22 protein-coding genes and 1 riboswitch are annotated in these 23208 nt (G+C 37.7%); of the genes, 8 read left to right on the top strand and 14 right to left on the bottom strand.

Annotated elements, in window-relative coordinates; translation table 11 throughout:
- Positions 1-8 precede the first annotated feature (8 nt).
- The 9 genes from ODR02_RS02840 to tsaE form a co-directional block, all read right to left on the bottom strand.
- Entirely contained in the window at positions 9-551 is a 543-nt protein-coding gene (locus ODR02_RS02840; RefSeq protein WP_209785489.1) for a hypothetical protein, read from the bottom strand.
- A gap of 27 nt (positions 552-578) precedes the next feature.
- Positions 579-1070, bottom strand: a complete 492-nt coding sequence (locus ODR02_RS02835; RefSeq protein ID WP_309511557.1) for a hypothetical protein — start codon at positions 1068-1070, stop codon at positions 579-581.
- Between the two features lie 103 nt (positions 1071-1173).
- Positions 1174-3462 (bottom strand): cation:proton antiporter, encoded by a 2289-nt coding sequence (locus tag ODR02_RS02830; RefSeq protein ID WP_309511556.1) that lies wholly within the window; start codon positions 3460-3462, stop codon positions 1174-1176.
- Positions 3463-3558: 96 nt separating this feature from the next.
- A complete protein-coding gene (locus ODR02_RS02825; RefSeq protein WP_309511555.1) occupies positions 3559-3948 on the bottom strand; it encodes a hypothetical protein in 390 nt (129 codons plus the stop codon).
- 110 nt (positions 3949-4058) lie between these two features.
- A complete protein-coding gene (locus tag ODR02_RS02820; protein ID WP_309511554.1) occupies positions 4059-4769 on the bottom strand; it encodes a LytR/AlgR family response regulator transcription factor in 711 nt (236 codons plus the stop codon).
- Entirely contained in the window at positions 4744-5517 is a 774-nt protein-coding gene (locus ODR02_RS02815) for a histidine kinase (RefSeq protein ID WP_209785485.1), read from the bottom strand. The genes ODR02_RS02820 and ODR02_RS02815 overlap by 26 nt, the downstream gene beginning before the upstream one ends.
- A 19-nt stretch (positions 5518-5536) precedes the next feature.
- The gene (locus ODR02_RS02810) at positions 5537-5908 is read right to left on the bottom strand and encodes a DUF4258 domain-containing protein (protein WP_209785484.1); all 372 of its coding nucleotides are present in this window, start codon (positions 5906-5908) and stop codon (positions 5537-5539) included.
- On the bottom strand, positions 5908-7098 hold the full coding sequence (locus tag ODR02_RS02805; RefSeq protein WP_114821220.1) for an alanine dehydrogenase: 1191 nt from the start codon (positions 7096-7098) through the stop codon (positions 5908-5910). The genes ODR02_RS02810 and ODR02_RS02805 overlap by 1 nt, the downstream gene beginning before the upstream one ends.
- 67 nt (positions 7099-7165) lie before the next feature.
- Entirely contained in the window at positions 7166-7573 is a 408-nt protein-coding gene (tsaE, locus tag ODR02_RS02800) for a tRNA (adenosine(37)-N6)-threonylcarbamoyltransferase complex ATPase subunit type 1 TsaE (protein WP_309511553.1), read from the bottom strand.
- Positions 7574-7745: 172 nt separating this feature from the next.
- On the opposite strand from tsaE, the gene ODR02_RS02795 reads away from it, so the two are divergent.
- The 3 genes from ODR02_RS02795 (at position 7746) to clpP (ending at position 10978) form a co-directional block, all read left to right on the top strand.
- Positions 7746-8066, top strand: coding sequence for a hypothetical protein (locus tag ODR02_RS02795; RefSeq protein WP_309511552.1), 321 nt, complete (start codon positions 7746-7748; stop codon positions 8064-8066).
- 125 nt (positions 8067-8191) lie between these two features.
- A complete protein-coding gene (dnaG, locus tag ODR02_RS02790; RefSeq protein WP_309511551.1) occupies positions 8192-10180 on the top strand; it encodes a DNA primase in 1989 nt (662 codons plus the stop codon).
- A gap of 111 nt (positions 10181-10291) precedes the next feature.
- Complete coding sequence (clpP, locus tag ODR02_RS02785) at positions 10292-10978, top strand: ATP-dependent Clp endopeptidase proteolytic subunit ClpP (protein ID WP_027373257.1); 687 nt, start codon at positions 10292-10294, stop codon at positions 10976-10978.
- Between the two features lie 327 nt (positions 10979-11305).
- On the opposite strand, the gene ODR02_RS02780 is transcribed toward clpP, so the two are convergent.
- Positions 11306-12412, bottom strand: coding sequence for a T9SS type A sorting domain-containing protein (locus ODR02_RS02780; protein WP_309511550.1), 1107 nt, complete (start codon positions 12410-12412; stop codon positions 11306-11308).
- Positions 12413-12476: 64 nt separating this feature from the next.
- Positions 12477-12666, bottom strand: a riboswitch (cobalamin riboswitch).
- A 234-nt stretch (positions 12667-12900) separates the two neighbouring features.
- On the opposite strand from ODR02_RS02780, the gene ODR02_RS02775 reads away from it, so the two are divergent.
- Positions 12901-14169, top strand: a complete 1269-nt coding sequence (locus ODR02_RS02775) for an esterase-like activity of phytase family protein (RefSeq protein ID WP_309511549.1) — start codon at positions 12901-12903, stop codon at positions 14167-14169.
- A 96-nt stretch (positions 14170-14265) separates the two neighbouring features.
- Here the strand turns inward: ODR02_RS02775 and tpiA are convergent, their stop codons facing one another.
- From tpiA to ODR02_RS02755, 4 genes are all read right to left on the bottom strand, one after another.
- Positions 14266-15024: a triose-phosphate isomerase gene (tpiA, locus tag ODR02_RS02770; RefSeq protein ID WP_209785478.1), complete on the bottom strand. Its 759-nt coding sequence runs from the start codon at positions 15022-15024 to the stop codon at positions 14266-14268.
- A gap of 37 nt (positions 15025-15061) precedes the next feature.
- A complete protein-coding gene (locus ODR02_RS02765; RefSeq protein WP_209785477.1) occupies positions 15062-15409 on the bottom strand; it encodes a TerB family tellurite resistance protein in 348 nt (115 codons plus the stop codon).
- A 101-nt stretch (positions 15410-15510) separates the two neighbouring features.
- Entirely contained in the window at positions 15511-16620 is a 1110-nt protein-coding gene (locus ODR02_RS02760; protein ID WP_209785476.1) for a BT_3928 family protein, read from the bottom strand.
- A 1-nt stretch (position 16621) separates the two neighbouring features.
- Positions 16622-17188 carry a DUF1599 domain-containing protein gene (locus ODR02_RS02755; RefSeq protein ID WP_209785475.1) on the bottom strand — a complete coding sequence of 189 codons (567 nt, stop codon included), beginning with the start codon at positions 17186-17188 and terminating at the stop codon, positions 16622-16624.
- Between the two features lie 312 nt (positions 17189-17500).
- Here ODR02_RS02755 and folP point away from each other — a divergent pair, with 312 nt between their 5' ends.
- The 4 genes from folP to ilvB all read left to right on the top strand — a co-directional run bounded on the left by folP (position 17501) and on the right by ilvB (position 23208).
- Complete coding sequence (gene folP, locus ODR02_RS02750; RefSeq protein ID WP_209785474.1) at positions 17501-18367, top strand: dihydropteroate synthase; 867 nt, start codon at positions 17501-17503, stop codon at positions 18365-18367.
- 369 nt (positions 18368-18736) lie between these two features.
- On the top strand, positions 18737-19609 hold the full coding sequence (gene ilvE / locus ODR02_RS02745) for a branched-chain-amino-acid transaminase (protein ID WP_209785473.1): 873 nt from the start codon (positions 18737-18739) through the stop codon (positions 19607-19609).
- Positions 19610-19788: 179 nt separating this feature from the next.
- Positions 19789-21471, top strand: a complete 1683-nt coding sequence (gene ilvD / locus ODR02_RS02740; protein WP_309511625.1) for a dihydroxy-acid dehydratase — start codon at positions 19789-19791, stop codon at positions 21469-21471.
- 6 nt (positions 21472-21477) lie between these two features.
- Positions 21478-23208 carry a biosynthetic-type acetolactate synthase large subunit gene (ilvB, locus tag ODR02_RS02735; RefSeq protein WP_309511548.1) on the top strand — a complete coding sequence of 577 codons (1731 nt, stop codon included), beginning with the start codon at positions 21478-21480 and terminating at the stop codon, positions 23206-23208.

Genomic DNA, 23208 nt, shown 5'->3' with positions numbered 1-23208 from the left:
TACTTACCTTATTTCTGTTGATCAGCTTTGATAATATTAAGTCTTTCTTCAACCTCATTGATTCTTTTGAGCCAATAATTAATTCCTTCCTGATTGGTCACCGTTTCTTTAAAAGCATTCCGGCTGACTGCCCATAGGTGTGAGCTGTTTTTTTGATAATCCAGTTCCCGTTCTTTTTTATTTTCAGGCTCTATACGGTATCTCCAGAATACCAGAGCATGCATGTATTCGGAACGGATTTTTTCCAGATAAGTAATAATAGCCTTGCGATCCTGAGGAATATATCCCGGGCCAGAGCATCCGCAGGAATGGAACGTGATTCCCACAGTATACAAATCCCTGATATGAGCCCACTGTTTATCATCATTTTTTGCCGGTGATTTAAAATCAAGTCCCATATTGGCCATCAGGTTTCCACATTCCGGACATTTGGCTTCTACCGAGGTTTTAGAATCTCGGTTCGCATCTGCTAAGAGGCGTCGTTTGAATGTTTTCTGGCAGTTGAAACAGGCATAATGACCTTTGTAAACCATCATGGAGTATCGGCACATAGTATTATCTTATTCTTTGGTTATAAGTTATTTTTTATTTGTTTTTTCCTCTTCATTCCAATTGATTCCCATTAGGCTGCTGGCACTTCTCGGATCGTAGACCGACCATACATTTCCCCAGGAAAAGTTGAAGGTGCAGCTTGGGTAAGGTATTTTCTTTTTTTGGGTGGGCGGCCTTTCAAGAATCTGTGTCAGAAATGTGTTGTTCCTGTGGAATACCTTCATTTCTTTTTCTTCTGTCCAATCCTTCCAGTCTTTGGCATCACTGCTTTCCCAGGTATTCATATGAATGATATCCAAATGATTTCCGAAAAAACATACACTGAAAGATACCTGATAACCTGTAATTTCTATACTCTTAAAATAATACCAAAAATATCCGGTTTTTACATTCCAAATCGAATGATACTTTTCTTTATAGAAATCAGTCTGTTTCAGCTGATCAAGACTCATTCCACGATAGAGCCTTGTATTGAAGGTTTCAAGCTCTATAACTCCATTTTCACTGTTAATCAGCATGTCCCAAAAAATTGAAGCTATAAATATACCCGTTTTTTCTTTACAGACAACGAATAATATTTACAGCTTCAAATAGAAATAGAAATATCGGTGTGCTATTGTGTTATGGATTTGATATTATTAAGGTGGATGGGATATCAGAAAGCCAGAGACTTTTTGTGTCAATCAGGTTTTTCCAGCTTTTGCTGCTGATCAGCATCAGATCCTGAGAGTTCAAAAATTCTTTCTCAATCTTTTTCTCATTGTACAGGGTGATATGATTGGGTGCTACCTGTTCAATACTTCTGATAAGCTCTTTCACCTCAATATTGTTCCTGATCTGTCCTGCGGCATCCAGAATGATAACCTGTGAATTGTTGTTATTGATAAGCCTTTTTGCATATTCAAGAAGATAGAAATCACTCAGGTTAAAGATCGGAACAAAGATCTTGTCCGCTGTTATAAATTCTTTATCAACAAGAATACCTACAGGAATAGTCGATTTATCCAAAACCTGAAGCGTCAGATCATCGAAAGGAGAGGTATTGAAAATATTCCCTTTTCCTTTTACAGTGTTCAATAATTTTTCAGGATTAATGATTTTGGTGGTAAATCCTAATAATCTTCCCAGTAAACTTCCCTCATACATAGATTTTCCCAGCATAATCAAAAGAAGATCATAATTTCCTTTATTGGTAATATTGGTCAGGTCACTTTCAACATCTGTAGAAGCTTTGAAAAGGGTAGTTACTTCAAGCTGAAGCTCATGAGAGGTTTCAATGACATTTTTAAACTGCTCTTTTTCAAAATTTTCTATATCGAAGGCGTGAAGTTCATCTACAGGAGCAATATTCATCGCAGTTACGCTTTTATTCCCGTTCATTTTATGGGTGAAATTATCTGCCAGTTTCAACAGTTTACTTCCTGCTTTTGCCGTCTCAAAAGAGAGAAGAACTCTGTATTTTGTATCATTATCCTCTTGTTCATCTTCTTCAATCATTGATTTTTTTCCTTTAAAAAGGTAATTGATAAAATCCAGGCACGGCCCTGTCATAAACGTTGTAAATAACGCCATGATCACCAGCATCGCGAAAAGCTCTGGCCCCAGCACTCCTAAATCATAACCGATATTGAGAACGATTAGTTCTGTAAGCCCCCGGGTATTCATTAAAGCACCTATTGTGAGACTGTCTTTCCAGCTTATTCTTAAAAATCTTGCGGTGAGTGCACTTCCTACAAATTTCCCGGTAACCGCTGTTAAAATAATCAGTCCGCCGATTTTCCAAAGATGAGGATCATTCAATAGCCCGATCTGGGTTCTTAACCCCGTAAAGACGAAGAACAGAGGCAGTAATAAAACCAGTGCAACATCTTCTATTTTTTCTATGAAAAGATTCCTGAATTTTATGTTTTCCGGCATAATTGCTCCGGCCATAAATGCTCCGAAAAGAGCGTGGATACCAATAACTTCTGTTGCATAAGAAGAGATAATCAGAATCAGGAAAAAGATCGCAACCAGCGATTTGTTGATGAACCCCTTTCCTTTTTGTGATTCGGCAATTCTGTTCAGGAATGGCCTTACCGCCTTTATCATAATGAATACATACAGAATGGCCATTAAGATAACGAATACTGATCCTGAAAAAGATCCAGCTTTTACCACCGCAATTACTGCTGCCAGAATACACCATGCTGTAATATCATCAGCGGCGGCGCAGGTGATTACTACGGTTCCTATTTTTGTTTTGTGAAGGTTTCGTTCCTGAACGATTCTTGCCAAAACCGGAAATGCTGTAATACTCATTGCAATTGCTATAAATAAAGCAAAGGAACTGAACTGAATTCCTTCCGGTGCAAATTCTTTATAAATAAAATAAGATAGCCCAACCCCTAATGCAAAAGGGAAAATAATACTTGCATGGCTGATCACTACGGCATCATGGGCTTTTTTTCTAAGAACGCTCAAATCAAGTTCCATTCCCACAATATACATGAAGAGAATCAAGCCGATCTGGCTTAAAAACTGTAGATTAGGAAGCGATTCTTTAGGGAAAATAAAGGCAGAAAGTTCCGGGAAATACAATCCGAAAAGTGACGGTCCTAAAACAATACCCGCAATCATTTCACCAATTACAGAAGGCTGTTTCAGCTTTATACAGATCCATCCGAAAAGTTTAGCTACCAGAATAATGGTCACGATCTGGATAAGAAGAAGTGCTAAAGGATGATGAAGGTTTGTCAGAAAAGAATCTACGAAATTTTCCCACATTGTAGCTCCTGTAGCTTTGCTCGGAGTGATATTTTCTCCTATTTCCAGTGTTTTACCCTGAATAAAAAACCAGTACATAATGCAGGAAAAGAAAGCAATGGTACTGATGTAAAAGATAATATTTTTGTATTTCCCCAAATTCATGATTCCAATATTTTATGCAAATTTGATAAGAATATAGTTATGTTAAATATTCTTTTTTTTAAAATGTAATGAATGTTCTAAAAAATGTAATAAAATCTATCTGAAAGAATAGCCAAGCCCGATTCCTATTTTCCAGCTGCCATTCTGATCAGCCGTTTTGGTATTGTAGTAAGCAGGGATCTGAAGGGCTATCTTTCTATATACAAAAGTAAGACCCGCACCTAAAGTAGGCATAATAGGACTGTTTTTAGTTCCGGAAGAATGGTCTTCTTTAATTCTAAGAGAAGGAAGCATTCCCAATACGAATTTTACGTTTTTGTGGGTAAGGCTTACATTGGGACCGGTAAAGTTGATAAAAGCACCATTATCTACATATCCGGCTACTGCTATTCCGTCGAAAAATGAGACCTTCAGTTTTGAAGGTGTTTCCTGGGAAAAACACAAGCCGGATATGAGAATTCCTGCAGCATAGAAACAGTTTTTCATTATAAAATCAATTAATTCTATGCAAAAGTAAAGGGATTACCTACTGAAAAAGGGGAGTTGTAATGAAGGACTTAATTTCTGTAATGAAACCGGAAAAATTTGAAAAAGACCTATTTTCCGAAGAGTTCCATCAATGAATTTTTATAAGCATCTCCAATCTGAAGTTTCAGGAAAGTGTGATCTTCTGTAGGAATGGTAGTAATAATTTCGTTGGTTGAAAATACTTTAATGGAAGAAAGAGCAATAATCTCTTTTTTGTTGACCTGGGCAAAATCTTTTGCCGGAAGCATTTCCAGAAGGTTTTTAAAATTCAGGTTTTTTAATACGATCGTAGTGCCGTCACTGAGGATGATGTCTTTATCTCTGCTGTCTATCTCAGAGGTTTTGATATAAGAAATCTGTTCTGTGAAGATAACCGTTTTTCCGATATTGGTGTTCCATTCGATGAAAGCCTTTTTAGGTGCATTTTCCACTAGTTCTTTAGCTTTTTCGAAGGCCTGAATCAGTCTTTCTTTTTTGATCGGTTTTCTTACATAATCCACCACATTCAGGTCGAAAGCTTCGGCTGCATATTCTTTATAAGCGGTAGTAAAGATGATTTTCTTGGAACCGGAAATAATTTCGGCCACCTGAAGTCCTGTCATTCCCGGCATTTCGATATCCAGAATACAAAGATTACAATCAAGGTTATCTATTTCATTCAGAAAGATTTTAGGATCATTGAACGCTTTTACCACTTCTACATTGTCGATTTGCTCGCATAGAAGTTTTAAATAGCTGATGGCCAATAATTCATCATCCAGAATAACGCATTTTATCATAGAATTCTCCTAAATTGATTTTTAATTCTGCAGTGAAGACTCCGTTTTTTGTACTTCTTTCCAGCTGGTAGTACGTGCTGTAGATCATTTTAAGCCTTTGATCAAAAGACTGGCTTCCAAAACCGCTTTTTTCCTTTTCCAGAATATTTTTTAACGAAGCTTTATTGCTTACTTTCATGGTGAAAATACCATTTTCAAGCTCCATATAAATGGAAATAAAAGAATCCTGAGCCAGGAAATCTGTATGTTTAAAGGCATTTTCAATAAGATCCACAGAAATCAGCGGAGCAAATACTTTTTCCTCATACAAAGCATCAGATTTATTAATCCTTGATTTGATCCTGAAGTCAAAAAGGGGATTGATCTTGATTTTATTAATCTCAATAAGGCTTAAAGCAAAATTGAGCTCTTCTTTCGGGCTAACGTACTTATTGTTGCTTTCATATAAAATATAATCCAGTACATTGGCCAGCTTATCCAGTGACATATAGGTCTGATAGGCATGAGACTGTACGGAATTGAGAATGTTTTTAAACAAATGCGGATTCAGCTTTGTACCGATATGTTCCAAACGTACTTCATTCAGACGCTGTTCAATAAGTTTGTTGGTTTCCGATAGCTTGGTATTTCTCTGTTTCAGTTTCTGATTCTGGCTGAAGAGATAAATACTGGTGGTCAGAAAAAGGAAAATGGCAAAAACTCCGAAGAATATCAGGTAATCATGAATCATGTAGTAATTGCCTTCCATAGCTTGTAGTTGCTGAAAACTATTTAAGTTTCTTAAGACCGTTTACCGTTACAGTTTCTTCACACTTTTCAAAAGTGATCTCGTAAGACGGATTTTTTTCAGGATAGGTAATAAGATAGCTTGGGCAAGGTTTTTTCTGGGCATGGCTACGGTCAAAATCTACTTTTCCGTTGGTAATGATGCTATCTTTTATAAATTTCTCATCAATCTTATAGGCAGTCATTGCATTTTTAGCCTCTTCAGAATATTTGAATTCCTTGGAAAGACTTTCAGCAATCACACGGCTGTTTGGTAAATATCCGCTGCAGCTTGCGCCCTTTTTGTTTAAAATAAAAAATACGAGTAAAAGCCCCGGAACGAAGCCTATTGCATAAAATTTCAGTTTTTTCATTAGAAAATTAAAAGATTGATATCGTGGTACGTAAGTCCGAAACGGTCGCAGATGATTTTCTTGGTATGTCTTCCTTTGTACATATATAAGCTCTGCTTCATTTCGTTTTTGCGGATCAGCATATTTTCAAAGCCGCCCTCTTCGTCATAATTTAAAATATAGGAAAGGAAGAAATTCGAGATAGCTTTAGTAGTGGTTCTCGGCATTCTTGAGGTAAGGTTGGGAAGCCCACAATGGATGACACCATGTTTGATAATATAAGGATCTTCCATGGTAGTAAGTTCAGAAGTCTCAATCACTTTACCATTATCTATGGTGATGTCAATAATGACACTGCCTTTTTTCATTTTCATGACCATATCTTCGGTAACGATAGGAGTCATATTTAATCTTGGTAATGCTCCAATCACTACATCAGCACGTCTCAAGCTTTTGCTGAGTTCTTTAGGATCTATAATGGAAGTAGGAACACGGCTGTCAACAATTGTATGAAGCCTTCTCAGTTTGGATAAAGAGTTGTCAAAAACCTTTACGCTGGCTCCTAAACCAATGGCTGCTTTTGTAGCAAATTCCCCTACAATACCAGCTCCCAGGATTACTACTTCAGCAGGTCTTACTCCTGTAATTCCTCCAAGCATTAATCCGTTTGATAAGGCCAATAATTCCGAAGCATATAAGATAGAAACAGTTCCTGCAATTTCGCCTACTAATCTTACCAATGCCAGCTGCTTATATTCATCAACGATAAATTCAAAAGCGATGGCATTTATTTTTTTCTCTGCAAGCTTTAAGAAATAATCCTTGTCTCGGAGATTGATCTGAAGTGCAGAAACCAGATAAGTATTCGGTTTCATGTACTCAATCTCATCTTCTGTAGGTGGATTCACCTTCAGGATAAGATCCTGTCCGAAAGCTTCTTTAGGATCATTGGTGATCTTCGCCCCAGATTCGGAATACTGTAAATCTGTAAAAAATGAACCTTCTCCGGCCCCGGCTTCTATAATGATCTCATGGCCGTGCTCTACCAACACCTGTACGGCGTCAGGAGTGATGCAGGTTCTCCTTTCGTTGAGACAGGTCTCTTTAGGAATACCAATACTGAACTGTTTTCCCTTTTTTATAACCTCCAATTTTTCCTCTTTCGGCATTAATTCTTCTTCTGTGAAAGGAGTAAAAATATTTGTACTCATCCTTAAATTAAATTATGTCTTACAGATTGTTTTTTACACTCAATTAATGAACAAAGATACATAATATTTAATCGAATGAAATTTCTCTTTTTTCACCCGTATTCACAATACTCATTGCGTGGTAGTTAAGGCCGTAAAGCTCCTCTTCATACACTTCCGGCCATTCGATGATGCATAAAAAAGAATTGTCCAGGTATTCTTCAATTCCGATATCATACACTTCTTCAATGTTTTTCAAGCGGTAAAGATCAAAATGGTATACTTTTCCTTTTTCCGTATTGTATTCATTCACAATAGAGTAGGTAGGAGAGTTTACCTCATCCTTGCTGCCCATACTTTTAAGCAGGAATTGAGTGAAAGTGGTTTTTCCTGCTCCCAGATTTCCCTTTAGTAACAGGATATTATGTTTTAATTCCGGAATGATGGTGTCGACAACTTCCTGCCAGTCTTCAATTTTATCTATAGTGAATTGCATATATTACCAAATTTATTTTGCAAAAATAATGATTTATGAGTCTTTAATGAGAGGTTAGAAGCTAGAAATTAGAAATTATAAGCTGGAAGCCAGAAGCTGGAGGCTGGAAGCTCAATTCGTACTCTCAAACCCACAAAGCTCGGTAAATAGAATCTTGAAACTCTTACTTCAAATGCTAAAACTATCAACTCGACACCTACATCACAAATCTGAAACCGAATTCGTATATCTGGAAATGAGAGGTTGCAAGCTGGAAGCCAGAAGCTGGAGGCTGGAAGCTCAATTCGTACTCTCAAACCCACAAAGCTCGGTAAATAGAATCTTGAAACTCTTACTTCAAATGCTAAAACCATCAACTCGAAACCTACATCACAAATCTGAAACCGAATTCGTATATCTGGAAATGAGAGGTTGCAAGCTGGAAGCCAGAAGCTGGAGGCTGGAAGCTCAATACGTACTCTCAAACCCCAAAACTTGGCAAATCGAATGTTGAAATTCTTATCTCGAACACTCTCAAACCAAACACAACACGACTCCCAAAACTCCCAAACTCTCAAACCCTCCGACTCTCTTCCTAGAACCCTTCCAACTTCTCCATAAAATACTTAATTTTACAGCATGATTTCCAAACAGACCATTGATAAGATATTCTCCACAATCCGCGTTGAAGAGATTGTGGGTGAATATGTGCAGTTGAAAAGAGCAGGGTCTAACTTTAAAGGACTCAGTCCGTTTCATGAAGAAAAGTCTCCAAGTTTTGTGGTGTCACCAAGTAAGCAGATCTGGAAAGATTTCTCAACAGGAAAGGGAGGAACGGCCATCTCTTTCCTTATGGAAATTGAGAACTTTACCTATCCTGAAGCACTTCGCCACGCTGCCAAAAAGTACGGAATTGAAATTGAGGAAGATCAGCGTGAAATTTCTGAAGAAGCAAAACATGCACAGACCGAAAAAGATCTGTTGTATAAGATTCATGAAGTAGCCAATACTTATTTTCAGGAGATTCTTTGGGATGATCATGAAGGGAGAAGTATAGGTCTTTCTTATTTTAAAGAAAGAGAGCTTAAGGACGATATTATCAAAAAATTCCAGCTGGGATATTCTCCGGAGAAAAAGAATGCTTTCACAGCGTATGCACTGGAAAAAGGATATACCAAAGAAATTCTTGAAAAATCCGGACTTTCTATTTTTCCTGAAAATACACCTGCAGGGGTAGACCGTTTTAGGGAAAGGGTTATTTTCCCGATACATAGTTTTTCAGGAAGGGTTTTAGGTTTTGGAGCAAGGATTCTTAAGAATAATGTAAAGACTGCAAAATACCTCAACTCGCCGGAAACGGAGATCTATCATAAATCCAATGTCCTTTATGGATTAAACCAGAGTAAACAGGCCATTTCAAGAAAGAATGGCTGTCTTTTGGTGGAAGGATATATGGATGTGATTTCACTTCACATGTCCGGAATTGAAAATGTGGTGGCAAGTTCCGGAACGTCTTTAACTACTGAGCAGATCAAACTGATTAAGAGGCTTACGGAAAACGTAACCATTCTTTTTGATGGTGATAATGCCGGTATCAAAGCCAGTTTCCGAAGTATTGATATGCTTTTGACTGAAGGAATGAATATCCGTGTGTTACTTTTCCCTGATGGAGATGACCCGGATTCTTTTGCCAGAAAACATCCGCAGGAATACGTTGAAAAGTATATCGAAAATGAAGCGATGGATTTCATCGACTTTAAAGCGGAAATTCTTTTAAAGGATATCGGAAATGATCCTATCAAAAAGGCTGAAGCCATCAGAGATATTGTTAAATCTGTTTCTTTTGTACAGAATGCCCTGAAAAGAGAGGTGTATCTTAAAGAGGTTTCCAACAAATTCGGACTTTCCGAGCAGAGTCTTTTCAATGAACTGGATGTTCAGAAGCAGATTACGCAGAATCAGACGCATCATGTACAGCAACAGCAGAAGGAGAAAGCAGCCGCTCCCAAGATGGAGATTGTTCCTTTGAATCAGGAAAAAGAAGATCCTTTTCTGTATGATGTATTGTTCATGGAGAATAAGCTTGTAGAACACATGCTGGCATTTGGGGATATTATTCTGAAACGTAGAAATGAACAAGGTGAAGAATATCAGATTACAGTAATTGAAGAAATACTTCATCATTTTGAAGAAGAGCAGTATGCATTTTTAGTTAAAGGCAATGAAATCATTATCACTCAGGTGAGAGAAGGAATTCAAAAAGATGAGTTGAGAAGTGGAAACTTTTTTGTATCTTTTATGGATGAAGAGATTACCACGAAGGTTGTAGATGCTTTAATTCCGTTGGATGAGCTTGAAAACTGGGCTTCCAGAAATATTTATCCACCTAATTACGGGGATAAAGTGGCAGATCAGATCAAGGGAGATGTTTTATTGCATAAATACAGATATATTGATTATTTAATCACCGAAACAGATAAGGAGCTGGATGTGTACAGGGATACTGATGAAGTAAAGTACTATGAACTTATCAAGAAAATCACCTTATTGAAACAAGCTTCAATGCGATTGAGTAATATCATCGAATATTCGCCTATCAAAGGAATCTATGGAGATAGAAGAAGATAGTTTTTAAGTCAGTTTTTTTGATATTCTGTGACAAAAAGTCCTATAAAATTTTAGGAATAAATATTGTAATTTAAACTTCGAGAATAGTTAAAAATAATACATAATAGAAATATGGACATTAAAAAAGAATTCAGAGATTTCTCTGTAAAACATTTAGGAAACAACGGTTTGGTTACCGATCAGTATATGGGAATGTATGGCCCAACGAATCTTACTCCGTACATCATGGAAGAAAGAAGATTAAACGTTGCTCAAATGGACGTTTTCTCTCGTTTGATGATGGACAGAATTATCTTCCTGGGAACAGGGATTGATGATCAGGTAGCAAACATCGTTACAGCACAGCTTTTATTCTTAGAAAGTGCAGACCCTTCAAAAGATATTCAAATCTACATCAACTCTCCTGGTGGTAGCGTATATGCAGGTTTAGGTATTTATGACACCATGCAGATCATTAAGCCGGATGTAGCAACAATCTGTACAGGGATGGCTGCTTCAATGGGAGCTGTATTATTGGTTGCCGGAGAAAAAGGAAAGCGTTCTGCGCTTAAGCATTCAAGAGTAATGATCCACCAGCCTTCAGGAGGTGCTCAGGGAGTTGCTTCTGATATGGAGATCAACTTAAGAGAGATGTTGAAATTGAAACAGGAGCTTTATGAAATCATCGGTCATCACTCAGGACAAACTTACGAGTGGGTAGAGAAATCTTCTGACAGAGATTACTGGATGACTTCTGAAGAAGCTAAAGGCTACGGAATGGTAGATGAGGTTCTTCAAAGATCTACAGAGAAAAAATAATTGATTGTAAAATCATAAAAAACCGCACCCAATAGGTGCGGTTTTTTTGTTCGGTTTATTATAGATTTAAACTGTATTGACTGGGTGGATTCCTGCGGAACGACACAATTGAAATGATGGTTTATACATAAAGTTTGTCATTCCGTAGGAATCCAGCCGCAATTATTCATGAAGAAATACTTCAGAAATAATCTACAATCCAGACCAGATTTCAATTAAAGACGTAAAAATTCCCATCCTTTGGAGGGGTGGCGAAAATTCAAAGAATTTTTGACGGGGTGGTTTTCTACACGCATTCTTTAAGAAATAACAATTAGGCACTTTTCTTTATTTTTTAACAATCTTATATATCACAGAACCTCTATTGGTTTTAATCTCAACAAAATAAACTCCTGTCTGCAAGGCTTGAATATTAACCTTCGCCAGCTGGGAAGTCTTTACTTTCTGTCCTGTAGCAGAATAAATATTCACTTCTTTCAGTTTCTCATCAGTTTCAATCTGAATAAAATCACTGGCCGGATTTGGATAAATGCCGAATTTTTTCTTTGTAACTGATGAAGTACCCAATGTCAGTTGTGCTTCAGTTGGAGTAAATGGTCTTCTTTGTCCGAAGCTTAATCCTAACCAATCGTTATTGCTCAGCTGAACCTGAGATAGATTTGCTTTCATTTGCCAGCTTGATAAATCTTTTCCTTTATACAATTTCCAGCTGTCCGATCCGGAAGTATTCCCGGTAAATGAATTTAATGATAAGTTAGAAATCTGATTGTTCGCTGATGTAAAATTAAAATAGGAAATCTGAGTCTGAACCAGCTGTAGAGCCTGCTCTGCAGTTATACTTCCGTTATATTTAATTCCAAAAACAAAAGAATTGGCATTTCCATTGGCATTGTCTGTCCCAAAATCAATAACTATGAGACTTTTATTATTTCCGGTTCCTACCCAATGAGTAACCTGAGAGGGAGTAAACCATGAAGAACTATAAGCCGGAACAGGAGGAGAAGGAGGGATGTCATAATGATCAATGCCATATGAAACTCCATACCATTTTCCGTCCGCTAAAGGAGTATAGCCTACACCGTTGTTCCATGTCATGCCGGATGCACTGGATCCGGACCATGTTATCCAGCTGTCATCAATGGTGGATGTATGATGGTTATAATTAAGAATAGAAAGATATCCTGTGGGAATATCAACGTTCATTTGGGGTTCTGCTGCCACAATTGCATTGATAAGATCTTCCATCAATAAATCATTGCCATCAAAACGGTATCCCCATGCATAAGAATTGGGAGTACTGCTGTCATTAAAATCTGCAATGAAATAGGCCTTTTTAGAACCGGTTCCTACCCAAAATTTAATGTCGTTTTCTGTAAATTGGGCCGACAAGAGCTGTATACAAAGCAGTAAGAAAAAAAGATAAATTTTCCTCATGATATCATTAATTTAAAGTTTTATTCCCGAAACTTATCTTCAGGGGGAGAAACAATTCTTTCTCTGAAGTCAGTATTCTAAGGCAGGTCTCCTGGCTCACATCTTACAGCTTCCTTCCCGGATTTCCCTCCAGTGGATTATTATGCTATAAGTTTAAACAGTTTACAGTTGCGGGTACAGCTCAGGATTTGAATAGTATTCTCACCTGATTCCCTATTAATGAACATTGTTCAGCCTTAAAACGCTGCAAATATATCATATAAATTGATGAGTCTGTTTTGTGAATTATTTTTTTTCAGATATCCTTAAAAAATTGATTTTAATATTGTTTAATGATTTGATTGTATTGTTATTGTTTTATTTTTAAATCCTGAATTTTTCTGTTTATATTCAATTCATTTTGTAGATTCTAATGTTAAAATACAATTATCATTATATTCAAGATCAGTTTACAATCAGTTTATACATTCGCAGCCATAAAATAGCATATGAAAAAATTACTATGGTCTGTTGGAGTACTGGCAGTATTGGCCTCATGTAAAAGTGATGATGACACAACAATAATGAATCAGGATATTAATTATTCCAAACTTCCTCAGGAGTTTCCATTTACAAAACTGGCTACGATTAACGGAGTGGATGTTATCAACGGCGGATTTGGTTCCGGAGCCGCAGCCCACCCTACAAGAAAAGGTGAATTTTATGTCATTACAGACAGAGGTCCAAATACCGACTTCCAGAATGGAAAAAAGTTCTTAGCACCTAACTTTACGCCAACGATTATGCATTTTAAAATTAATGCTGACGGGAATGTAGAGGTTATCAAATATATTAAGCTTAAAAATCCATCAGGACAACCTATTACAGGTCTTCCAAATCCTGTAGGAATGGGAAGTACAGGAGAAATTGCTTATGATGCTTCCGGAAATGTTTTAGGTACTGATCAGTACGGTCTTGACAGTGAAAGTATTGTAGCAGCAGCCGACGGTACATTCTGGGTTTCCGATGAATACGGACCGCATATTGTGCATTACAGTGCAGAGGGAGTAGAAATGGAAAGAATAAGCCCGATAGGTGTAAATACCGGATCCAGAAAACTACCTGCCGTTTTAGCCAAAAGAAGGGCCAACAGAGGGATGGAAGGATTGTGTATTACTCCGGACGGAAGAACGCTGGTAGGAACCATACAGTCGATGATGCTGGTACCAAGCAAGGCATTGGCAACCAATACTACTTTAACGAGAATTGTCACATTTGATATTATTACAGGGCAGACCAAGCAGTTTTTATATAAACAGGATGGAGGTGCTTCGGATTCGGTTTGTGATATTACGGCGTTAAGTAACAACGAATTTTTAGTGATCGAAAGAGACGGAAATTTTGGTTCCCAGGGAGGAATTAAAAAAGTATACAGAATCAATCTGAGCAATGCAACGGATGTAAACGGAACAGATATTACTGCTGTGGACGGTATGAAAGTGAATGGAAAAGCTTTGGAACAGTGCTCATGGGATGAAATTACCACTGCCGGAATAAAAGCTGTGACCAAAACATTGGCTGTTGATCTTGTTGCAAAACTGGGGTATGAGCATGATAAGTTTGAAGGGATCGTTTATTTGGGAAATAATAAACTTGCTGTTTTCAATGATGATGATTTTGGAGTAGTGGATGATGGAAACGGAAATCCGAAAGCTAAGATTCTTCCTAAAACAGGGAAGGTCGATAAAGGAACGATGTATGTAGTCGATATTAAATAATTAGATTTTTTTAACGGAAAACGGCGGCATCGAAGATGCCGCCGTTTTTATGTATCAATAGGAGCAGACTTAATCCGGGACCTGTTTTTTTTGATATTAGTTAAAACCTTCAATAATCTTAGAGAAATCCTCTAATTTCAAAGCAGCTCCTCCAATAAGACCTCCGTCAATATCCGGCTGAGAGAAGATTTCTTTTGCATTGTCTGGCTTCACAGATCCTCCATAAAGGATTGAAATTTCATCAGCAACTTCCTGTCCATATTTGGCAGCAATGATGCTTCTGATATGTGCATGGATTTCCTGAGCCTGCTCAGGTGTTGCCGTTTCTCCTGTTCCGATAGCCCAAACTGGTTCATAAGCAATCACTACTTTTTTGATCTCTTCAGCAGAAAGTGTGAAAAGAGCCACTTCAGTCTGATTCTTTACCACATCAAAGTGCTGTCCTGCTTTTCTCTGTTCAAGAGTTTCTCCATTACAGTAAACAGGAATAAGGCCTTTATCAAGAGCTAATTTGATTTTTCTGTTACAGTGAGAATCTGTTTCTCCGTGATACTGTCTTCTTTCAGAGTGTCCGATTAATGAACCGGTAGCATCGATAGATTCCAGCATATCTGCAGAAATTTCTCCCGTGTAAGCTCCACTTTCATGCTCACTCATATCCTGAGAAAATACTCCGATCTCATCCTTTTCAAAGATGTCTTTTGCCATCATTAAATATAATGCTGGTGGTGCAATCCAAACCTCACAGTTCGTAGCATTATTGTTTTTATAGCTTAGTAACTGAATCATCAATTGTTGTGCATCAATTACATTTTTGTTCATTTTCCAGTTTCCTGCAACTATTTTTCTTCTCATAAGATTTATTATATTGATTTATTTACTTTTTTCGCGTTTATAATCCCCAAAGGTTCTTTAGTAAAACATAGAAAGTATGCTCTTCTTCAGTTACTTTATTATCTGCTTTAATAAGTGATTTTGCAAACTGAACAAACTTTATACGTTCTTCTTCTGTAGAATCTTCGTGGAAACATCTTGCATGGAATTCAAAATGATCTTTCCATTCTTCAGGCTGTAAAAGAGCAAGGGTCTCAAGCTCATTGTCAAGATTCATTCTGAACGGGAATTCATCTGCCAGGTACTGCTGTACAAGCATTCCCTCCTCAGGAGCAAACTCTCCGTCCACAGAAGAAAGGATCATTGATAAGTGATAACCAGCGATTGATTTATTTGATTTTTGCATGAGTAGTTGTATGTTTAAGTTTAGTGTTTAAAGTTGATAATTGATAATTGAGCTATGATTATCCCTTCTATCATTTATAATTCATCATTCATCATTTATAATTAATTAACGTAGTCCTTTGCAGGCTGTTTGTCAATGATTTTTCCATTTTCAAGAATCAGTACAAATGGGTTGCTTCTTGCTATTGTTTTGATGGCAGTTCCGTCCATCATTAAATTTTTGATGGTTTTAAAAGTATTGGGTTCCGTAGAAACGCCATAGAGAAGAGCTCCTTTCTGAGTTTTTACTTTCGCTTCTACTTTCTGAAGAAGATCTGCAGGAACATCTTTGGGATGGTAAGAGAACACCAAAATTGCTTTCGGAGCATTAATGATCTCATTGGTAGCGTCCATTCCTGTAGGGTCTTCAATCTTAAATTTCACAATTTCAGACTTGTAGCCCTCTTTGGTTAGTACAGATTCATTCTTGCCTTCTTCAATTTTCCATGGAGAACCTTCTGCCCAATATTCTGTTTTTTTGATATAATCATCCTGATTTACTTTTACAACAGCTCCGGTTTTCTGATTTTTCAGAGAATAGAAAGTCTTGTATTCAGAAGGATTTTTTTCGATTTTTACTTTTTCACCTTTAATATCTGTTCCTATTTTATAATCACGGAAATCTATGATCGGTTCATGCATAATTCCTTGCGCCATCACGTAGATCATTCCCAGTGAAAAGACTGTTAAAAGGATATATTTAAATGTATTGGAAGGCTCTTTCTCCGTAACTCCATACTCATCTTTTTTGCGGAATTCTTTTCTGTAAAGAACAAATAGTATAATCAATCCTACAAGAAGGACAACATCTTTAAGGAAGCTCTGCCAAGGCGTGAATTTGATAGCATCACCAAAACATCCGCAATCGGTTACTACGTTGAAATACGCTGAATAAAATGTCAGGAATCCAAAGAAAATACACAGGGCAATTAATATGGATAAGGTAAATTTAAGCTTTAATTTAAGCAGCAGCATAAATCCTAGGAAAAGCTCCAGTACCACTACAATGATGGAAAACAGCAGGGCAAACTTTTCTAAAAACGGCATATTGAAAACCGGAGGGGCAAAATACTCTTCCATTTTGAAAGAAAAACCTACCAGATCCACGGCTTTTACAAAGCCTGAAAGGATAAAAATAACAGCAATAATAAAGCGTAATAAACCTTTGAGCATATTAAATATTTTTGGGTTCGAATTGATTTTCTTGTTCTGAGAACTTAATCAGACAGAAGACAGCGTAATTCAGCATATCGAAATAGTTGGCATCAAGACCTTCTGAAACGATTGTTTTCCCCTGATTGTCCTCAATCTGTTTGGTTCGTAATACTTTCTGATAAATAAGATCTGTGATGGAAGAGATTCTCATATCTCTCCAGGCCTCACCATAATCATGATTTTTTCTTTCCATTAAAGCTTTGGCTTCATTGGCATATTTGTCATACAGACCTAAAATTTCTTCTTTATTTTCATTAAAATCATTGGAAAGACCTTTCTCTAGCTGAATAAGTCCAATGATAGAATAGTTTACAATTGCGATAAACTCACCTTCCTCACTCTCATCCACCATTTTTTTATCAGTCATCTGCAACGTACGGATTCTATTGACCTTGATATAGATCTGATCTGTAATAGAGCTGGGTCTTAAAACCCTCCATGCTGCACCGTAATCCTGTAATTTTTTACCGAAAAGATCACGGCATTCACTGATAATTTTCTCGAACTGTACTGATGTTTTTAGCATAAATTTTCTTAATCTTCCAAATATACGAATTCGGTTTTAGATTTTTGAATTTGAAGAGCTGAGTTTGTGTGTGAGAGGGGGTGAGAGTGGGAGAGTTTGAGAGTTTTTAGGGTTAGAGATAAGAATTTCAAAATTCGATTTACTGAGTTTTAGGATTTGAAAGTGCACATTTAGCTTCCAGCCTCCAGCTTCATGCTTCCAGCTTGCAATTTCTAATTTCCAGCTTCTAACTTCTCATAAAAACTGATAAATCACTAATTTTGCAGAATAGCCAAAATCATTTATCATTTATCACTCATCAATAATAATCTCATGCTCTCCAACCCTCCAACTCTCCAACCCTCAGACCCTAAAACCTATTCAATCAACTGTAACGGTCGTTTAGTACAACTCGACACTCCAAAAATCATGGGAATCCTCAATCTTACGCCGGATTCTTTCTCTGATGGTGGAAAATTCAATAATGAGAATTCAGCTTTAAAACATGCGGAAAAACTATTGAATGAAGGTGCTGAAATATTAGATGTCGGTCCTCAGTCTACACGTCCCAATGCTGAATTTTTGAGCGCTGATGAAGAAATAAAACGAATCGGAAATCTTATTTCTCTGATCAAAAAAGAATTTCCGGAAGCCCTGATTTCTCTGGATACTTTTTATGCAGAAACCGTAAGATTCGGATTTAATGAAGGAATTGATCTGATTAATGATATCTCAGGCGGTCAGTATGATGCAGAAATGTTTGATACAGCTGCAGAAACGAAACTTCCTTACATTTTGATGCATATAAATCCTTCCTACGAAACCATGCACGATAAAATAAAGTTCGAAGATATTACGCTGGAAGTGAACCGGTATTTTTCCAAAAAAACAAAAGAACTTTTAGAAAAAGGAGTGAAGGATATTATTCTTGATCCCGGTTTTGGGTTCGGAAAAACAGTGGAAGATCAGATGAAAATGATCCACGAAGTTGAATATCTGGGATTTGGAAAATTTCCTCTTTTAATAGGTATTTCCAGAAAATCATTTATCTATAAACCGCTAGGGAAATCTTCTTTGGATATCAATGATGAAACACAGAAACTGCACCTAAAAGTTTTGGAACAGGGCGCAAAGATTCTAAGGGTTCATGATGTGGCTCAGGCAAAGGAAACATTGACTCATTTTTTACGAAAAAAATAAAAAGTGTGAAAAAAACTTGTGAGTAATTAAAAAGTTTATACATTTGCAATATGAATTTTACGAATCAGAAAAATATTATTGTCATTTCTATTATTGCTGTTGTCATTAACAACAGTAAGGAAACGGCATTTTAAATAGATTTTAATTTAAATTATATATAAAACCGTTTCAAATTATGAAACGGTTTTTTTTGTTTTAATTTTTTATAGTAAAAAATATGTATCAGTTATTATCAGTAATTATTATCGTCATTATTATTCCCTTGCGTTTGTGAGAAGGAAGATGTATGACTGTACATATATTGAGCCCTCTCACACTGTGAGAGGGCTTTTTTTATTCCCATTTTTTAAATTTTTTAAACCTTATAACATGTATTACAACGACGACACGATCATCTACTTTGACGGAAAATTTAGGAAAGCCAAAGAAGCCGGAACAGACCTTTACGGACAATCTCTGCACTATGGTTACTCTGTTTTTGAAGGAATTAAATCCTATAGCACAGATCACGGACCCAGAATTTTCAAAGCAAAAGAACATTATGAAAGACTGAAAAGATCTGCAGAACTGATGCATATTCCCTTTGATTATTCCGTGAACCAGCTTACAGAGCTTACGTATGAGCTTCTGGATCGTAATGGTTTTACGGATGCTTATATCCGCCCATTGGTTACATGTTCGCCCAATATGTCACTTTCAAAAGGACAAAAATCTTATCTGTCTCTTCTTGCCTGGGAATGGAATAACGGATATCTGGCAGACAAAATGAAAATCATGACTTCGCCTTTTCAGCGTCCTAATCCTAAAGCCTTTAAGGTTGAAGCCAAAGTAGGTGGACATTATGTAAACTCGATACTGGCGTGTCAGGATGCCAAAGACAAAGGCTATGATGAAGCGCTGGTATTGGATGAGGACGGAAATGTTGCAGAGAGCTCAGGTGCCAATGTTTTCTACGAAAAAGACGGAGTTTTATTTACTCCGGGCAAAGGAAGTATCCTTCCGGGAATCACAAGACAAACGGTTATGGAAATCTGTGATGAACTCAACATTCCTGTGAAAGAAACCTTCTTTAAACCGGAAGAAATGCGTGGTGCTGATGCAGGTTTTTTCTGTGGTACGGCTGCAGAGATTGTTGCCCTGGATTCCCTTGATGATGTTCCTTTTAGCAAAAACTGGGAAGAGACTGCCAGTAAGAAAGTACAGCAAGCTTATTTGAAACGGGTAAGAGTTTTGTCATTGTAAATTTCAAGAGTTTAAATGATTGATTATTAATTAAATATGTCTGTTTTTGAAACGATTGGATATTGTAGTTTTCAGGAAATTTGAAAATGAATAAAATATAACAAGCTGTAGTTTTGGGGCAAAATTAAGTAAAGAACTAGATTTTTAAATGATGAAAGAACATCAAATGCATGATAAATATGTTAAATAAATATTCAAAAACATTCACACAAAACAGTGAACAACCCGCAGCCAAAGCTATGTTGTACGGGATAGGATTTACAGAAGAAGATATGCACAAGGCTCAGGTCGGAATTGCCAGTATGGGCTACGACGGGAATACCTGTAATATGCATCTGAATGATCTGGCTAAAATGGTAAAAAAAGGAACATGGGATCATGGATTAGCCGGATTGATTTTTAATACCATTGGGGTAAGTGACGGGATGAGCAACGGAACAGATGGAATGCGCTATTCTCTGGTAAGCCGTGATGTTATTGCAGACAGTATCGAAGCGATCTGCGGCGCACAATACTACGATGGACTGATTGCTCTCCCAGGGTGCGACAAAAACATGCCGGGAACTATTATTGCGATGGGAAGACTCAACAGGCCATCGATCATGGTGTACGGAGGGACTATTGCTCCCGGCTGCTACAAAGGGGAACAGCTCAATATCGTTTCTGCATTTGAAGCGCTGGGTAAAAAGATTGCTGGAGAAATTACAGAGGAAGATTTTGATGGAGTTGTGAAAAATTCCTGTCCAGGTGCCGGAGCATGTGGTGGAATGTATACAGCCAATACCATGGCTTCCGCTATAGAAGCATTAGGAATGAGTCTTCCATATTCTTCTTCCAATCCCGCTTTGAGCAAGGAAAAACATGAAGAATGCCATGAGGCAGGAAAATATCTCAAAGTATTACTGGAAAAGGACATCAAACCTTCAGATATCATGACCCGCAAAGCTTTTGAAAATGCTCTTCGCATGATTGTTATTCTAGGAGGAAGTACCAATGCTGTTTTACATTTTATAGCCATGGCAAAAAGTGTCGGAGTACCTCTTACTCAGGATGACTTCCAGAAGATGAGCGATGTAACTCCGGTATTGGCAGACCTGAAACCTAGCGGAAAATACCTGATGCAGGATTTGTATGAACACGGAGGAATACCATCAGTAATGAAATACCTTTTAAAACAAGGATTATTACATGGTGATTGCCTGACTGTAACCGGAAAAACACTGGCTGAAAATTTAGAAAATGTTCCCGATCTGGATTTTAATAAACAGAAAATCATAAAACCTCTGTCAGAACCTGTAAAAGCTACCGGACACCTGAGAATATTATACGGAAACCTTGCGGAGAAAGGAAGTGTAGCCAAAATTACAGGAAAAGAAGGTGAACGCTTTGTAGGAAAAGCCCGTGTATTTGACGGCGAAAAAAATCTTATCAGAGGAATTCAGGATGGAACTGTACAGCATGGTGATGTCATTGTAATCCGCCATGAAGGTCCCAAAGGAGCTCCCGGAATGCCGGAAATGTTGAAACCTACCAGTGCTTTGATAGGAGCCGGTCTGGGAAGCAGCGTTGCTTTGATTACCGATGGAAGATTTAGCGGAGGAACCCACGGATTTGTGGTAGGACACATCACTCCCGAAGCTCATGAAGGAGGTCTGATAGCCTTTGTAAACAATGATGACCTGATTGAAATTGATGCTGTAAACAACACCATACAGCTCAAAGTTTCAGAAGAAGAAATAGAAAGAAGAAAAAAAGGATGGCAAAAACCACCACTTAAAGTACAGAAAGGACTGCTTTATAAATATGCATTAACAGTATCATCAGCCGCAGAAGGCTGTGTAACAGACGAAATCACTCAATAAAAGTATATGGAAAACCTGAATTTATCAACAGAAATACAACTTAGCGGAAGCCGCATTATTCTTGAAGCTTTTCTTCAGGAAGGAGTGAAAACCGTTTTCGGATATCCTGGAGGTGCCATTATTCCTATCTATGATGCTCTTTATGATTATAAAGAAAACCTGAAACACATTCTTGTACGTCACGAGCAGGCAGCAGTACATGCAGCACAGGGTCTGGCAAGGGTATCGGGAGAAGTAGGTGTCGTTCTGGCTACCAGCGGTCCCGGAGCAACCAATCTTGTGACAGGACTGGCAGATGCTTTATTGGATAATACACCTTTGGTATGCATTACGGGACAGGTTTTTGAACACCTTCTCGGAACGGATGCTTTCCAGGAAATAGATGTAATGAACGTCACTAGCCCGGTCACCAAATGGAATTATCAGGTGACTGATGCGAATGAACTTCCCGAAGTACTGGCAAAAGCATTTTACATTGCAAAATCAGGTCGTCCCGGCCCAGTATTGATAGATGTTAGCAAAAATGCCCAGCTCCAGTCTGTTGATTATAAAGGATATTCACCATGTCATTCATTGAGAAGCTATAAACCAGATCCTCATCCATGTAAGGAAAGCATAGGAAAAGCTGCAGAATTGATCAATAATGCAGAAAGACCATTTGTCATTGCTGGACAGGGAATTATGCTGGGTAAAGCTGAAAAAGAATTTTTGCAGTTTGCCGAAAAATCAGGAATTCCGGTAGCATGGACTGTTCTGGGAATGAGTGCCATTCCTACTCATCATCCTCAAGCTGTAGGCATGGTAGGAATGCACGGGAATTATGGCCCCAATATATTAACCAACGAATGTGATGTTCTTATTGCCATCGGAATGAGATTCGATGACCGCGTAACCGGAAGACTGGATCAGTATGCAAAACAGGCAAAAATTATTCACTTTGATATTGATAACGCAGAGATCAATAAAAATGTAAAAGTTGATGTTCCGGTTCTTGGAAACTGTAAACATACGCTTCCTCTTCTTACAGAAAGGATCATGAAAAGAGAACATCATGACTGGCATGATCAGTTTAAAAAATGTCATGAAGTGGAAAGTATCAATCTTATCAATACTGAGCTTTACCCTGAAGAAGGAGAGATCACAATGGGAGAAGTTATCCGTCACCTGAATGAGATGACAGACGGTGAGGCAGTGATTGTAACGGATGTGGGACAGCATCAGATGGCAACATGCCGCTATTCTCATTTTAAACATTCCCGAACGAATGTCACAAGCGGAGGACTGGGAACAATGGGGTTTTGTCTTCCCGCAGCAATCGGAGCATCATATGCAGAGACCAATCGTCCTGTGATTGCGGTGATGGGAGATGGCGGGGCTCAGATGAATATTCAGGAACTGGGAACCATTATGCAGTATCATCCTGAGGTTAAAATTTTAATTCTTAATAATTGCTATCTGGGAATGGTAAGGCAGTGGCAGGAATTGTTTCACGAAGAAAGATATTCTTCAGTAGACATTCAGAGTCCTGATTTTGTTCAGGTTGCCAAAGGTTACAATATATCAGGGAATAAAGTGTCTGAGAGAGAAGATTTGCAATCGGCTCTCCGTGAAATGCTCGATCATAAAGGCTCTTTCCTCCTTGAAGTCATGACAGGAAAAGAACACAATGTATTTCCGATGATTCCGCAGGGGAAAAGTGTTTCGGAGATTGTATTAAATAATAAAACTCAAAAATAA

The organism is Chryseobacterium sp. CFS2 (genome assembly GCF_036543225.1).
Classification (GTDB): domain Bacteria; phylum Bacteroidota; class Bacteroidia; order Flavobacteriales; family Weeksellaceae; genus Chryseobacterium; species Chryseobacterium culicis_A.
Note: the sequence above shows the minus strand (reverse complement) of the source record. Positions and strands in the feature narration are given on the sequence as shown.